Consider the following 14128-nt stretch of genomic DNA (forward strand, 5'->3'; position numbering starts at 1 on the left):
TGGCGGGCGGCGACTCCGGCCAGGGGAGCCGCCCCGCGCAGCGGAGCGACCGCCCCGCGGTCACGCAGACCGGCGCCGACGACCTGGGGGCGGACGAGGGCGCCACCATGGGCGACGCGGTGACCGACGACCCCGCCGACGGCGGCGACCCCGGCGCTGACACCGGCACCGACACAGCCACCGACACCGGAGCCACGGGCGACGAGAGCAAGGGCGGCGACCGCAGGGGCACGGGCACCCGCAAGGGGACGAACGTCGGCACCGGCCAGAAGCCCACCTCGTCACCCTCCGCCCCGCCCCGATCCGACACGGACGGCACAGCGGAGGACACTGGCGCGGCGGACGGCCCCGCCGGCGAGGTGCCCGGCCAGTGCGCCACGAGCGGCTGCTGACCAGCCGCCCCGGTACGTGGCGCCGCGGGCGAGACCGCTGAGGCAGGTCGAGCGCCGGGATCCGGAAGTGGCTCAGGAGTTCGGGCGTCCACTGGCCCTGTGGGCCGGGACAGCCGCGTTTGTAAGGTCCCGGTATGACCACAGACAGAGCCGCCCGGCTGCGCGACCTCCATGTGCCGGGCAAGCCCGTGATCCTGCCGAATGTCTGGGACGCCGCGTCGGCCCGCGCCGTCGTGGACGCCGGGTTCCCCGTGGTGGCCACGGGGAGCGCGGCGATCTCCCGGGTGCTCGGTCACGACGACCGTGAGGCGACCCCCGTCGCCGAGATGATGGAGGTGATCGCCCGGATAGCCCGTTCGGTGGACGTCCACGTCACCGCCGACGTCGGCGGCCCGGTCAACGTGTTCTTCCGGCCCGGCCTGCCATCGTTCGCCAGGCTGGCCGAGCTGGGGGTGGCCAGGGTGAGCTTCGGCGACGGCCTGCACCGGGTCGTGCACGACCACGCCCGCGCCCTGTTCCAGGCGATCGCCGAGGGGCGTGATCCGTACCGCTAGGTCAGGGGAGCGTCGCCAGCCGGCCGTCCACGTACGGGAGGATCTTGGTGCGCGGCAGGTGGACGAGGAACTCCTCCACCCCCGGCACCCCGTCCTCGCGCGGCACCTTCGCCCGGACCGGCTGCCCGGCCAGGTCGACCTCCAGCACGCGCTGCGCGCCGTGGTCCTGGACGCCGCGCAGCCTGGCGGGGAAGGTGTTGGCCCCCGGCTCGGTGACGATCCTGACGTACTCGGGCCGGATCCCCACCTGCGGCCTGGCGGTGACCTGCGGCGCGTCCCACGCCGCGGCCAGCGGCCGGCCGCCGAGGCTGAGTCCCTCGCGGGCGTGCTCCACGGTCAGGAAGTTCATCGGCGGCGACCCGATGAACCAGCCCACGTACGTCGAGGAGGGAGCCTCGAAGAGCTGCTCGGGGGTGCCCTGCTGCACGACCCGGCCGCCGTCCATGACGAGCAGCTCCTGCGCGAAGCTCATCGCCTCGTACTGGTCGTGGGTCACGTAGATCACCGTCGGCCTGAACTGCTCGGTGATCTCCCGGATCTTGCGGCGGAGCGTGAACTTGAGCTGCGGGTCGATCGTGGTGAGCGGCTCGTCCATCAGCAGGGCCGCCACGTCGTCGCGGACGAGGCCACGGCCCAGCGAGATGAGCTGCTTGTCGTCGGCGGTGAGCCGCCTGGCCTGCTGCCGTAGCCGGCCGCCGAGGTCGAGCGCCTCGGCCACCTGGCGGACCTTGGCGTCGATCCTGGCCCGATCCCAGCGGCGGCAGCGCAGCGGGAACGCCAGGTTGTCGTAGACCGTCATCGACCTGTAGATGACGGGGAACTGGAAGACCTGAGCGATGTTGCGGGCCTTGGTGGGCAGGTCCGTGACGTCGGCGCCGTCGAAGAGCACCCGGCCCCGCGACGGCGTGACCAGCCCCGACAGGATGCCGAGCAGCGTGCTCTTGCCGCAGCCCGACGGCCCGACCAGGGCATAGGTCCTGGCGTCCTCGAAGGTCAGCCGGAGCGGCTTGAGAGCCCATCGCTCCTCGGCGGCGTCCGGCACGTAGCTGTGCCCCACGTCGGCCAGGTCGAGTCTTGCCATGTCAGCGCCCTCCAGCCAGTACGGTCTCGCAGGCGGGGGACCGGACGAGCGCCCCCTCCTCGTCGAAGGCGAACAGCCGCTCGGGCCGCAGCCGCATGAAAACCTGCTCGCCGAGGGCGACGTCGTGGATGCCCTCGATCTGCATGACGAACGGGGTCTGTCCGGCGACGGCGTGCACGAACGTCTCCGACCCCGAGATCTCGACGAACGTCACCTCGCCCTCGACCCCGGACTGGGCCAGGCCGACGTCCGTCGCGCGCAGCCCGAACTGGTAGGCGCCGTCCGCCAGCCCGGCGAGATGGCCGGGCACGCCGCCGGCCGGCAGGCCCGCCACCGTGATGAGGTCACCGTCGATCCGGCCCGGGAAGACGTTCATGGGCGGGTCGTTGACGATCCGGGCCACCGTGGTCGTCGCGGGCCGGTCGAAGACCTCGTGCGGCGCGCCCGCCTGGACGATCCGACCCTCGTGCATGACCAGCACGACGTCGCCGAGCATCATGGCCTCCGCCGGATCGGTGGTCGTGTAGATCACCACCGCGTCGCCCTGGTCGGAGAAGAGGGTCTTGAACTCCTCGCGCAGCTGCTCGCGGAGCTTGTAGTCGAGGTTGGCGAACGGCTCGTCGAACAGCAGAATGCTTGCCTCGCGCGCCAACGCGCGGGCGATCGCCACCCGCTGCTGCTGGCCGCCCGAGAGCTGGGACGGCCTGCGCTCCTTGAACTCGGCCAGCCCCACGCGGGCCAGGCTCTGCTCCACGCGCCGCTCGATCTCCTCCCGCGCCAGGCCGGCCCGCCTGAGCGGGAAGGCCACGTTGTCGCGCACGTCGAGGTGCGGGTAGTTGATGAACTGCTGGTAGACCATCGCCGTGTCGCGCCGCCAGACCGGCGTGCGCAGGAAGTCCGCGCCGTCGCGGGTCAGCGATCCCGAGTCCACCCGCTGCAGGCCGGCGAGCACCCGCAGCAGCGTCGTCTTCCCGGCCAGGGTGCGGCCGATGACGGTGTGCAGCCGTCCGGGCCGGAAGGTGGCGGTCACCTCCTTCAGGTGGTCGACACCGTCGGCGGCCAGAGACAGGCCGGTGGCGTGCAGAGTCATCGGATCGCTCCCGAGAGGTTCCCTTTGGACAGGTAACGCTCGACCCAGATGGCGAGCAGGACGAGTGGCGAGATGCCGAACAGCGCGGCGGCGGACAGCGTCCACCACGGCGGGATCGAGGAGTTGAGCGCGACGATCGCCTGCGGCAGCGTCTGGATCTCGGTGAAGGTGAGCCGGAAGGCGAAGAAGAAGTCGTTCCACCCGAACACCGCGCAGAACATGGCCGCCACGGTCAGACCGGGCAGGGAGTTGGGCAGGATCGCCCGCGTGAACGCCGTGAGCGGGTTGCACCCGTCGAGCATGGCCATCTCGTCGATCTCGCGCGGGATGCCGTTGAAGAAGTCGACCATCACCCACACCGCGATCGGCAGCAGCAGCGCGACAGTCACGATCACCAGGCCCGGGACCGTGTCCAGCAGGCCGGCCACCTGCAGCAGGTAGAAGAACGGGACGACGAGGACGACGGGCGGCATGATCCGCTGCGACACGAAGAAGAAGACGATGTCGCTGTTCTTGACGAACCCGGCGCGGTACCTGAACCGCGACAGCCCGTACGCGGCCAGGGAGCCGAGCACCAGGCTGATGGCGGAGGCGGCGACGGTCACCAAGGCGCTGTTGAGGAAGGGGCCGAGCACGTCCACGCCGCCGGAGCCGCCGAAGATGTTGCGCCAGCCGGTGGCCGTGGGCTCGTACTGGAGCCAGGGCAGGTACGTGGCCCCGCCCTGCACCGCGTTGGCGTCCTTGAAGCTGGTGGTGGCGGCCCACATGAACGGCCCGGCCACGAAGCACGCCCAGAGGGCGATCACGGTGTACTTGAACGCGGGGTACAGGCGCGGCATCACGAGTCTCCCTTCACCTTGAGGGCCCTGGCGAGCAGGGCGGCGACGACCGTCAGCGTGACGATCATCAGGATGAGATAGGTCAGCGACAGCGACCCGCCGTACCCGGTCTGCTGCTCCTTGAGCGCCCGGATGTAGAGGTAGTAGCCCGGGCTCTCCGTGGCCGAGCCGGGGCCGCCGGAGGTCAGGACGTACACGGTGTCGGAGAGCTTGGACGCCTCGATCAGCCGGATGATGACGGCCGAGACCGACACCGGCGCCATGAGCGGGAAGGTCACCTCCCGGAAGGTGCGCCACGCGCCGGCGCCGTCGATGGCGGCGGCCATGAACGGCTCCTTGGGCAGGCTCAGCAGCCCGGCCAGCATCAGCAGGAACATGAACGGCGTCCACTGCCAGACCTCGACGGTCATGAGCGCCACCACGGCCGGGCCCGCCTCGGTGAGCCAGCGCACGGGCTCCAGGCCGAGCCTGCCGAGCAGGTCGTTCACCGGTCCCAGCGACTCATGGAAGATCGTCTGCCAGATGGCGGCCATCACCACGGGCGTGGTCATCATCGGCACGAGGAACAGCACCCGCCACAGCCGGCGGCCGAGCACGTTCCGCCAGACCAGCAGCGCCAGCCCGAAGCCGAGGACGTACTGGATGAGCACCGTGCCGCCCGCCAGCAGCACCAGCCGCAGGGTCCCGGCCCAGAACCGGCCGTCACTCAGCATCGTGACGTAGTTGGCCACCCCCACGAAGTCCATTTGCGGGCTGCTCACGTTCCAGCTCGAGAAGCTGACCCGGATGGTGAACAGGAGCGGGAAGATGATGATCAACACCAGGGTGATCAGGCCCGGCAGCACGAACATGCTCTTGTACCGGCGCGGGATGTCCATGGCTCTCCTCGCGAGAAGAATGCGGTGTCCCAGGTGGCCGGGCCGGATCCGCCGGCCCGGCCGTCCTGTGACGGATCAGGAGTTGTCCTCGAGCGAGACGACGTTCCGGTAGGCGGTGCGCACCTTCTCCACGCCGACCCGTTCGGTGATGGCGGTCCACTCCGCGGCGACCTCGTCCAGCGCCTGCTTGGCGGGCTTCTGGCCGCTGAGCGCCGCCGCGACGCCGTTGGCCAGCGAGGACATGAACTCGTTGACGCCGGGCACGCGCAGGTCGAAGACCCGGTTGGTGCTCTCCTCCATGCCGGACAGGGTCTTGACGTACGCCTTGGCGACGCTCTCGTCCCAGCCCTGCTTCACCCAGAACGCCGCGTCGAAGTGGGCGTTGCGGTAGGGGTTGACGCCGAAGCGGCCGATGGTGAGGTCAAGGGCGGTGTTGGCCTCGTTGCTGAAGAAGCACAGGTAGTCGAAGGCCATCTTCTCGTTGCGCGTGGTCTTCGCCACCGCGGAGGTCCAGCCCCAGGTGAAGTACGGGGCCTGGTTCGGCTTCTTGTCCCACGCGCCCGTGGCGCGGTTGTACACCTCGGCCGAGCCCGGCAGCGGGGCCGCCTCGACCTTGTTGCGGATCCTGCTGTCCGGCTGCTGGGCCTGGATGAAGGCGTCGTCCCACGAGTACGACATCAGCGTCTGGCCGCCGCCGAACGAGAAGATCTCGTCGCCGAGGCCGAAGTTGGCGCCGCCGGGCGGCCAGGCGGACTTGGCCTTCGCCATGTCCTCCAGGGCGCGGACGAAGCCGGGCGTGTTGATCAGCGGCTTCATGGTCTCGACGTCGAAGAACACGCCGCCCTTGACGTCCGGGTGCTTCACGAACGGCGCCGCGCGGCTGATGAACGCCGAGAACATCAGGTCGTCGCGCTTGGTCACCTCGGCGCTGCCGAAGTTCGGCTTGCCGTCGCCGTCCACGTCCTTGCCGTTGAAGTAGGAGGCGACCTCCTGGTACTCGGCCCAGGTCCGCGGGACGGCGAGCTCCTTGCCGGTCGCCGCCTTGTACTCGGCCCGCCGCTTCGGGTCCTTCAGGACGTCCGTCCGGATCTTCAGGTAGTGGCGGTCGCCGTCCACCGGGTACTGCACCACGGTCCCGTCCCAGGTCGCCACCCCCATGTACGCCTTGGTGACGTCCTTCATGCCGGGCGTCTCCAGGTACTCCTTCGGCACCGGCGCCAGGTAGGAGGCCAGATCGCCGATCCACAGGGAGGGGTAGAACATGACGTCGTACGCCGGCTGGCCCGCCTGCAGCGGGGTGAGGATCTTCTGGTGCAGCTCGCCGAAGGGGACGTTGACCACCTCCACCTTGGCGCCGGTGAGCTCCTCGAACTGCTTGGCGTGCAGCACGGTCGGCTCCCCGATGACGGGCACCGCGTGGGTGATGACCTTCAGCGTCTGGCCGGAGTAGTCCTTGCGGCTGATCGACTCGTAGCTGCAGGGGCCCGGGACGTCCTTGACCGTCGTCGTCGGGTAGTCCTTGCCGTACTTGGCGTAGCCGACGTCCGAGCCGGGCTTGAACGCGGCGGGCTTGTCGGGCTTCTGCTCGGCCGGGCCGCCACCGCCGCAGGCGGCGACGGTGAGAGCCACGACGGCCGCGGCCAGACCTTGAAGTGAACGGTTGTGCATGGTCGCTCCTCGGAGCCGTCAGGGAATGAGGATCGCCCGGCCGCGCACGGCGCCGGCGGCCAGGTCGTCGAGGGCGGTCTGGAAGGAGGTCAGGGGGTAGCGCTGCGTGTGCAGGCTGACCTCGTTCCGGGCGGCCAGGACCATCAGCTCGCAGAGGTCGTTGTAGGACCCGACGAGGTTGCCGATGAAGTTGATCTCGGTGGAGATGATGTCGATCGTCGGCACGCGCAGGTCGCCGCCGTAGCCGATGACGTAGTAGTCGCCGTTGCGGCGCAGGCAGGCCACGCCGGTCTCGACCGCGCCGCCCTCGCCGACGAAGTCCAGCACCGCCTCGGCGCCGTGACCTCCGGTGAGGTCCAGGACGTGGCCGGTCTCGGTCCCGTCCGCGATGAGCGTGTGGTCGGCGCCCAGCTCCTTGGCCAGGGCCAGGGCTTCCGGGCTGCGGTCCACGACGATCATCTCGACGGGGGAGAGCGCCCGGAGCACCTGGATGCCGATGTGGCCGAGCCCGCCGGCCCCGATGACCACGGCGCTGTCACCCGGGCGCAGGGCGCGCGCCGCCTTGGCGACGGCGTGGTACGCCGTGAGCCCGGCGTCGGCCAGAGCCGCCACGGAGGCGGGCTCCAGTGACGGGTCGAGGGGGACGACCGAGCGGGCGGTCGTCTTGAGGTACTCGGCGTAGCCGCCGTCCGTGTCGATCCCCGGGAACGCCGAGCTCAGGCAGTGCACGTCGTCGCCGGCCCGGCAGGCCCGGCACAGGCCGCAGGTGACCAGCGGGTGCAGGATGACGGGGTCGCCCACCTTGACGTTCCGGACGGCCTCGCCCACCTCCGCCACCCAGCCGGCGTTCTCGTGGCCGATCGTGTACGGCAGGACGACCCCGCTCTTGTCCTTCCACTGCCCTTCGAGGATGTGCAGGTCGGTGCGGCACACCCCGGCGCCCCCGACCTTCACGACCACGTCCAGCGGGCCGGTGATACGGGGATCGGGCACGTCCACGAGCACTGGCGGCTCGTCGTACGCGACGACTTGAACGGCTTTCATGCGCACTCCTGGGATCGTGGCGTTGTGATGTCGGTGTGATGTCGGCCATTACAAGCCGCGCCGTCCAGGGAGCGGTGTCTCACAATCGGTCCGGAGATGTCTCAACATGAGACACGGTGGCTGCCGTTTGACCTGCTCCAATAACCTGTATCGGGGAGAGCGAATGCACATCGTGCGGGAGTAGGTGCGTGATGCCCCAACGTCGGCCCGACGCCGCCCTGGCGGCGGCCCGGGAGCTCTATCTGGAGGTCGCCGAGGATCCGCGGCGCGTCCGCCCGCTCGTGGTGGCCTCGTGGCAGCGCTCCATCGAGTACGAGGTGCGCCCGGGCGACTTCGACGCCCCCTACCTCGACAACCCCGACCTCGACACGGCCCTGGCCAGAGCGGCGCTGCCGATCCTGGACAGACTGCACGAGCAGCTCGCCCGCGACCCCGTGTCCACCATGATCACGGACCGGGACGGCGTGGTGCTCGCCCGGAAGGTCTCCCACGACGCGCTGACCGGCCGGCTCAACCGCGTGCGGCTCGCCCCGGGCCACGTCTACTCGGAGCGCTACGTCGGCACGAACGGCATCGGCACCGCACTGGCCAGCGGCCACCCGACCATGATCATCGGCAGCGAGCACTACGTGGAGGCGCTGCGCGACTTCCAGTGCGCGGCCGTGCCCATCCTCCACCCCACCCGGCGCACGCTTATGGGGGCGTTCAACCTCACCACCACCCGCCAGGGCTCCGCCAGGATGCTCATGGCGTTGGCACGTTCCATCGCGGGCCAGATCGAGAGCCAGGTCGCCGTGATCTGCTCGCGGCGGGAGCGGGCCCTGTTCGAGGACTACATGGCCGCCTGCTCCTCGGTGCGCCCCGGCCCCGTCCTGGCGCTCAACCGCGAGGTCGTCATGATGAACGAGCAGCTGAGCGCGGCCGTCGCGGGGCAGGACCAGCACGCGCTGCTCGACCACGCGCGCGAGATCGCCGCCGAACGCCGGTTCGAGGGCAGGCGCAGCATCCCGCTGCCCTCCGGCCGGGTCGCCGAGCTCCGGGTCAGCCGCTGCCGGCACGAGGACGGCGACGCGGGCGCCGTCTTCCGGATCAAGGTGATCGGGCGCCCCCAGCCCAGGCAGCCCGCACCGCTCCGGCGCGCGCGGCCGAGCCTGGGGCTGGTCGGGTCCTCCCCGCAGTGGCTGCGCGCGGTCGCCGAGGTCGAGGAGGCGTTCGGTGCCGGAGCGTGGCTCCGCGTGGTAGGCGAGGCGGGCGTCGGCAAGACCACGCTGGTCGAGGCGGTCCACCGGGCCCACGGAGCCGGCCGGCCGCTCGCCGTGATGGAGCCGCCGCTGTCGGAGTCGGAGCACGTGGCGCGGCAGTGGCTGGACGACGTCCTCGCCCTCCTGCGGCGTCCCTCCGGCGTGGTCGTCCTGCGCGACATCCACCTGCTCGGCCACCACCTGAGCCGCCGGCTGGAAGGCCTCGCGGCCGGCCTCGACCGGGCCGCCTCCGGCCGGCTCGTCCTCACGGGCCACCCGTCGGTGGTCGAGGCCGACGACCGGCTCGGCGGCCTGTGCGACGCCACCGTCGAGGTGCCGCCCGTACGCCACCGCTACGAGGACATCGAGCAGCTGGTCCGCTTCTTCCTGCGCAGATACCTGCCCCATGGCGAGAGCGGCGTCTCTCCCGAAGCCCTCGCGGTGCTGCAGCGGTGCCCGTGGCCGGAGAACGTCCGCCAGCTCGAGTCGGTCATCCGGGGCCTGGTCCGGCGGCAGCCGGGCAGGCTCATCCGGGTGGAGGACCTCCCGCCCGAGTGCCGGGTCTCCTCCCACAAGGTGCTGACCGCGATCGAGGCGCTCGAACGCGACGCCATCCTGCGCGGGCTCGTCGAACGCGACTCCAACGTCCAGCGCACCGCCCAGGACCTGGGCATCTCCCGCGCCACCATGTACCGGAAGATGCGCCGCTACGGGATCGTGCCGTCGAGCCTGACCTAGCCGTGCGCGTGGCGCAGCCGCTTGGGGACGGGGATGGTCATGAAGTCGCGGGCCAGGAACACCTCCCCGGCGAAGCTGCGCCGTACCTCCTCCAGGAAGGCGGGCTCGTCGGCGAAGCCGTACCGTTCGGAGAAGTGGGTGAGCACCAGCCGCCGCACGCCGGCCTCAGCAGCCACCAGGCCCGCCTCGAACGCGGTCAGGTGCCCGTACTCCTTGGCCAGCGCCGACTCGGCCGGCAGGAACGTGGACTCGATCACCAGCAGGTCGGCGCCGGACGCCAGCTCGAACACGGCGTCGCACAGGCGGGTGTCCATGACGAAGGCGAAGCTCTGCCCCGGCCTCGGCTCGCTGCACTGCTCCAGCCTGACGCCGCGCACCACACCGGTCCGCTGCAGTTCGCCGATCTCCGCGCCGCGGATGCCGTGCGCGGCCAGGCGGTCGGGCAGCATGCGGCGTCCGGCGGGCTCTTGCAGGCGGTAGCCGTACGACTCGACGGGATGCGACAGGCGGCGCGCGGTCAGCGGCCCGGCCGCGGCCAGCTCGCCGGAGAGGGGATGCTCGGAGATCACCGTGGTGTCGGCGAACACGGCGGCCCGGCGCAGCCTGGCCCAGTACGCCTCCCCGGAGGCGGGGAAGACGGCCCCGACCGGGTGCCGCACGCGGTCGCGGGCGATGCGCTGCACGACGCCCGGCACGCCCAGGCAGTGGTCGCCGTGGAAGTGGGTCACGCACAGCCAGTGCACCTCACTGGCGCTCACCCCCGCGAGCACCATCTGCCGCTGCGTCCCCTCTCCCGGGTCGAACAGGAACCCCTGTCCGTCCCAGCGCAGAAGGTAGGCATTGTGGTTACGGTGTCGGGTAGGGACCGCGCTGGAGGTGCCGAGCACCACGAGTTCACGTGAGGACATGATGACCACGGTCGCGTTCGCCGAGGTTGCCACGCCGGTGGGGCTGTTCGTGCTGGCCGTCACCGAGGAGGGGCTGGTCGCCTCCGGGTGGGGGTCCCGGACGCGCGTGGGCGGGCGGCTGGGCCTGGCAGAGGTTCATGACCCGGATCGTACGGCCTGCGCCGCCGCCGAGTTGGAGGCGTACTTCGCCGGAGAGCTGCGGGAGTTCGGGACGCCGGTCGACTGGCGGCTCACGTCCGGCACGCGGCGCGCGGTGCTCCAGGCGCTGCACCGGGTCCCGTACGGCACGGCCGTCACCTACGGCGAGCTGGCCGCGCGCAGCGGCACGAACGTGCCCGCCCGCGGCATCGGCTCCATCATGGCCGCCAACCCGATCCCCATCGTGGTGCCCTGCCACCGCGTCGTCGCGGGCGGCGGCCTCGGCGGCTTCAGCGGCGGCGAGGGCGTCGAGACGAAGCGCTGGCTGCTGACCCACGAGGGCTACCTGCAGCCGACGCTGCTCGATCTGTAGGACCTGTCCAGCTGTAGGGCCTGTCCAGGCACACCCGGACAGTTGACACACTTGTCGGTGTGCGCCAGCAGCCAGTCATCGCCGTCGTGGGGCCCACCGCGGCCGGGAAGTCCGACCTCGCCGTGGACCTCGCCCTCCGTCTGGGGGGCGAATGCGTCAACGCCGACTCCATGCAGCTCTACCGCGGGATGGACGTCGGCACCGCGAAGCTCTCCCTCGACGAGCGGCGCGGGGTGCCGCATCACCTGCTGGACGTCTGGGACGTCACGGTCACGGCGAGCGTGGCCGAGTACCAGAAGCTGGCCAGGCCGCTCCTCGACGCGCTCGCCGTCCCGGTGCTGGTCGGCGGGAGCGGCCTGTACGTCCGGGCCGCGCTCGACGACCTGGAGTTCCCCGGCACCGACCCCGCGATCAGGGCGCGGCTGGAGGCCGAGCTGGCCGAGGGCGGTCCGGCGCCGCTGTACGAGCGGCTGAGGGTGCGCGACCCGGCCGCCGCCGCGGCGATCCTGCCCAGCAACGGCCGGCGCATCGTCCGCGCCCTGGAGGTGATCGAGCTGTCGGGCAGGCCGTTCTCGGCGACCATGCCGTCCTACGAGGCGGTCTACCCGAGCGTCCAGATCGGGCTGGAGGTGCCCAGGCCGGAGCTGGACGAGCGGATCGCGGTCAGGGTCGAGCGCATGTGGGCGGCCGGGCTGGTGGGGGAGGTGCGGGCGCTGCTCGGGCAGGGGCTCGCCGAGGGTCGTACGGCCGGCCGCGCCCTGGGCTACGCGCAGGTGATGCGCTTCCTCGCGGGGGAGTGGGCCGAGGAGCGGGCGTTCGAGGAGACGGTCAGGGCCACCAGGCGCTTCGCCCGCCGCCAGGAGTCGTGGTTCCGCCGTGACCCGAGGGTGCGCTGGCTGCCGTACGACGCCCCCGACCTGCTGGAGCGGTCCCTGGCGGAGATCGCGGGACGGCAGCCTGGATAGCATGGGCGGATGCGGTTTCTGAAGGGCCACGGCACCGAGAACGACTTCGTCATCCTGCCCGACCCCGACGGCGAGCTCGACCTCACGGCCTCGCTCGTCGCCCGGATCTGCGACAGGAGGGCAGGCGTCGGCGCCGACGGCGTGCTCCGCGTGGTGCGCACCAAGCTCAGCCCGGAGGTGTCGGCGCAGGCGGGTGACGCCGAGTGGTTCATGGACTACCGCAACGCCGACGGCAGCGTGGCCGAGATGTGCGGCAACGGGGTGCGCGTCTTCGCCCGCTACCTCGTCCAGGCGGGCCTGGCCGAGCCGGGCGAGTTCGCGGTGGCCACCAGGGGCGGCGTCCGCGGGGTGCGGCTCGGCGACGCCGGTGACGTGACCGTCGACATGGGCAGGCCCGTCGTGCGCGGCCGGAGCGTCGCCACGGTCGCCGGGCAGGAGTACGAGGGGATCCACGTCGACATGGGCAACCCCCACCTGGCCTGCGCAACCGGCGACCCCGTCACCCAGCTCGACCTCGGCCGCCAGCCCGGCTTCGACCCGGCGGTCTTCCCGGGGGGCGTCAACGTCGAGCTGTTCAACGCTGTCGGCCCGGCCCGCGCGGTCATGCGGGTCTACGAGCGCGGGTCCGGGGAGACGCGCTCGTGCGGCACGGGCGCCGTCGCGACGGCCGTGGCCGCCGCCGCCCTGCACGGTGAGACGACCGGCACCTGGATCGTGGAGGTCCCCGGCGGCACCCTCACCGTCACGCTGGACGGGGAGACCAGCCACCTGTCCGGTCCTGCGGTCATCGTCGCGGCCGGAAATCTGACGCTTGCAGAATGATGTTCTGCTGAGAGATGCTGAGTCCACTTTTCGAATCGAGAGGGGTGGACATGGCGGACCCACGCACCACCGCACGCCTGGCGAAAGGGCCCATCGGCCACTACGGCGGCGGCTTCATGGTCTCCCGGGAGGCCAAGGCGCTGTGCGAGGAGTACGGGCTCGGCGCCCGTGAGCTCTACTTCCGCGGCCGCTGCGGAGTGCTCGGCGAGTGCCACGCCGATGTGGTGACCTCGGTCGCGGTCTTCTTCCCGCCCGCGCACGTCGAGGAGGGCTGGAACGGCGGGCGCAAGATGTCCGCGGAACAGGCCGTCGAACTCTACGCCGGAGCCTGCCGCGCCTGGGGGCGGCGCAGGCTCGGCGGCTACGACGGCTGCGCCAGGCTCGCCGAGCTCCTCGAACGGGTCGTCCGGCAGGCCCCGGTGGACGGCGCGCCGCTGTTCGCCGGGTGGCGGGCCGTGCCCCTGGCCGACGACCCGCCCGCCCGGGCCGCGCAGCTCATGCACGTCGTACGCGAACTGCGGGGCGGGCTGCACGCCAGCGCGGTGATCGCGGCCGGGCTCAAGCCGCTGGAGGCGACCCTCGCGGCCGACCACAGCGGGTCGCCGCTCGGTCAGACCACCGGCGAGATGATGGCCAAGTTCTTCCAGTGGCCCGAGCCGTACCCGGTGCCCGACCAGGAGATGGTCGCCCGCCGCGCGGCGGTGGAGGACACGACGGACGATCTGATGGCATCGGTATTCTCGGTGCTGGACGACCACGAATCGGACGTGCTCATCGAGCTTCTGCGTTTTGGGCAGGCTCGTTGACCTGGCAGACTGACATGCCATGGACGTGGACATCTGGGCCTGGGTCGGCGAGACCCAGCAGGAGCTATCCGAGGCGGGCAACGTGGGCCTCGCAATGGCGCTGGGAGACCTTCCCGCGCAGGCCTACGAAGGCCGCTATCCGCAGCTCGACGTGATGGCCCCGGCCATCGCCCAGCAGGCGGAGACCCTGGAGCTGCCCTGGGTCGAGTTCTACGCCCGCTACTGGCACCTGCTCGGCCGCGTCGGCGACCGCGCACAGGGCGCGGTCGCCGTCGACGACGCCGAGCAGCTCCTGGCGTTCGCCCAGCGCGAAGACGTGCGCGACTGCCCGGCCGCCCCGGCCGCCGTCGAGACGCTCGCCATCGCGTGGGCCAACGCCGACGGCCCCGGCTACGCGACCGAACGCCTGGAGACGCTCGGCGCGGTCCTCGACGGGCTCGAGCCGGGCAACCCCGCCTACCCCGGGCTCGTCACCCAGTACGTCGCCGCCCTCGTCGACGCGGACCAGGCCGGCGAGGCCGTCGCCTACGCCGAGTCGGCCGTCGAGCGGCTGCGCGCCGCCGACCGGCAGGCCGGCTGGGAGCTCGGCGC

At 71.5% G+C, this 14128-nt stretch carries 13 protein-coding genes and 2 pseudogenes; 8 read left to right on the forward strand and 7 right to left on the reverse strand.

Annotation, left to right across the window (positions count from 1 at the left end; all coding sequences use genetic code 11):
* Together DQW85_RS14280 and DQW85_RS14285 are read left to right on the forward strand one after the other, a co-directional pair.
* Positions 1-392, forward strand: a pseudogene (locus DQW85_RS14280) (hypothetical protein); the annotation flags it as partial.
* Positions 393-526: 134 nt separating this feature from the next.
* A complete protein-coding gene (locus DQW85_RS14285; RefSeq protein ID WP_113700800.1) occupies positions 527-946 on the forward strand; it encodes an isocitrate lyase/phosphoenolpyruvate mutase family protein in 420 nt (139 codons plus the stop codon).
* 1 nt (position 947) lies between these two features.
* Here DQW85_RS14285 and DQW85_RS14290 read toward each other — a convergent pair whose 3' ends face one another.
* The 6 genes from DQW85_RS14290 to DQW85_RS14315 all read right to left on the reverse strand — a co-directional run bounded on the left by DQW85_RS14290 (position 948) and on the right by DQW85_RS14315 (position 7546).
* Positions 948-2027, reverse strand: coding sequence for an ABC transporter ATP-binding protein (locus tag DQW85_RS14290; RefSeq protein ID WP_113700801.1), 1080 nt, complete (start codon positions 2025-2027; stop codon positions 948-950).
* Between the two features lies 1 nt (position 2028).
* The gene (locus DQW85_RS14295) at positions 2029-3117 is read right to left on the reverse strand and encodes an ABC transporter ATP-binding protein (RefSeq protein WP_113700802.1); all 1089 of its coding nucleotides are present in this window, start codon (positions 3115-3117) and stop codon (positions 2029-2031) included.
* Positions 3114-3956, reverse strand: a complete 843-nt coding sequence (locus DQW85_RS14300) for a carbohydrate ABC transporter permease (protein ID WP_205315120.1) — start codon at positions 3954-3956, stop codon at positions 3114-3116. The genes DQW85_RS14295 and DQW85_RS14300 overlap by 4 nt, the downstream gene beginning before the upstream one ends.
* Positions 3956-4834, reverse strand: a complete 879-nt coding sequence (locus tag DQW85_RS14305; protein WP_113700804.1) for a carbohydrate ABC transporter permease — start codon at positions 4832-4834, stop codon at positions 3956-3958. Before DQW85_RS14305 ends, DQW85_RS14300 begins: the two co-directional genes overlap by 1 nt.
* 75 nt (positions 4835-4909) lie before the next feature.
* Complete coding sequence (locus tag DQW85_RS14310; protein WP_113700805.1) at positions 4910-6502, reverse strand: extracellular solute-binding protein; 1593 nt, start codon at positions 6500-6502, stop codon at positions 4910-4912.
* An 18-nt stretch (positions 6503-6520) separates the two neighbouring features.
* Positions 6521-7546 carry an NAD(P)-dependent alcohol dehydrogenase gene (locus tag DQW85_RS14315; RefSeq protein ID WP_113700806.1) on the reverse strand — a complete coding sequence of 342 codons (1026 nt, stop codon included), beginning with the start codon at positions 7544-7546 and terminating at the stop codon, positions 6521-6523.
* A 191-nt stretch (positions 7547-7737) separates the two neighbouring features.
* Between DQW85_RS14315 and DQW85_RS14320 the strand changes: the two genes are divergently transcribed.
* Positions 7738-9525, forward strand: coding sequence for a sigma-54-dependent Fis family transcriptional regulator (locus tag DQW85_RS14320; RefSeq protein WP_113700807.1), 1788 nt, complete (start codon positions 7738-7740; stop codon positions 9523-9525).
* Here DQW85_RS14320 and DQW85_RS14325 read toward each other — a convergent pair.
* A complete protein-coding gene (locus DQW85_RS14325; RefSeq protein ID WP_113700811.1) occupies positions 9522-10433 on the reverse strand; it encodes a ribonuclease Z in 912 nt (303 codons plus the stop codon). The genes DQW85_RS14320 and DQW85_RS14325 overlap by 4 nt on opposite strands.
* Here DQW85_RS14325 and DQW85_RS14330 point away from each other — a divergent pair.
* The 5 genes and pseudogenes from DQW85_RS14330 to DQW85_RS14350 form a co-directional block, all read left to right on the forward strand.
* The gene (locus DQW85_RS14330) at positions 10432-10944 is read left to right on the forward strand and encodes a methylated-DNA--[protein]-cysteine S-methyltransferase (protein ID WP_113700808.1); all 513 of its coding nucleotides are present in this window, start codon (positions 10432-10434) and stop codon (positions 10942-10944) included. The two genes, DQW85_RS14325 and DQW85_RS14330, sit on opposite strands and share 2 nt — an antisense overlap.
* A gap of 59 nt (positions 10945-11003) precedes the next feature.
* Positions 11004-11909, forward strand: coding sequence for a tRNA (adenosine(37)-N6)-dimethylallyltransferase MiaA (miaA, locus tag DQW85_RS14335; RefSeq protein ID WP_113700809.1), 906 nt, complete (start codon positions 11004-11006; stop codon positions 11907-11909).
* Positions 11910-11918: 9 nt separating this feature from the next.
* On the forward strand, positions 11919-12731 hold the full coding sequence (dapF, locus tag DQW85_RS14340) for a diaminopimelate epimerase (RefSeq protein ID WP_113700810.1): 813 nt from the start codon (positions 11919-11921) through the stop codon (positions 12729-12731).
* A gap of 50 nt (positions 12732-12781) precedes the next feature.
* On the forward strand, positions 12782-13537 hold the full coding sequence (locus tag DQW85_RS14345; protein ID WP_240197176.1) for an SCO6745 family protein: 756 nt from the start codon (positions 12782-12784) through the stop codon (positions 13535-13537).
* 19 nt (positions 13538-13556) lie between these two features.
* Positions 13557-14128: pseudogene (locus tag DQW85_RS14350) on the forward strand (tetratricopeptide repeat protein); the annotation flags it as partial.

Source organism: Nonomuraea lactucae (genome assembly GCF_003313395.1).
Classification (GTDB): Bacteria; Actinomycetota; Actinomycetes; order Streptosporangiales; family Streptosporangiaceae; genus Nonomuraea; species Nonomuraea lactucae.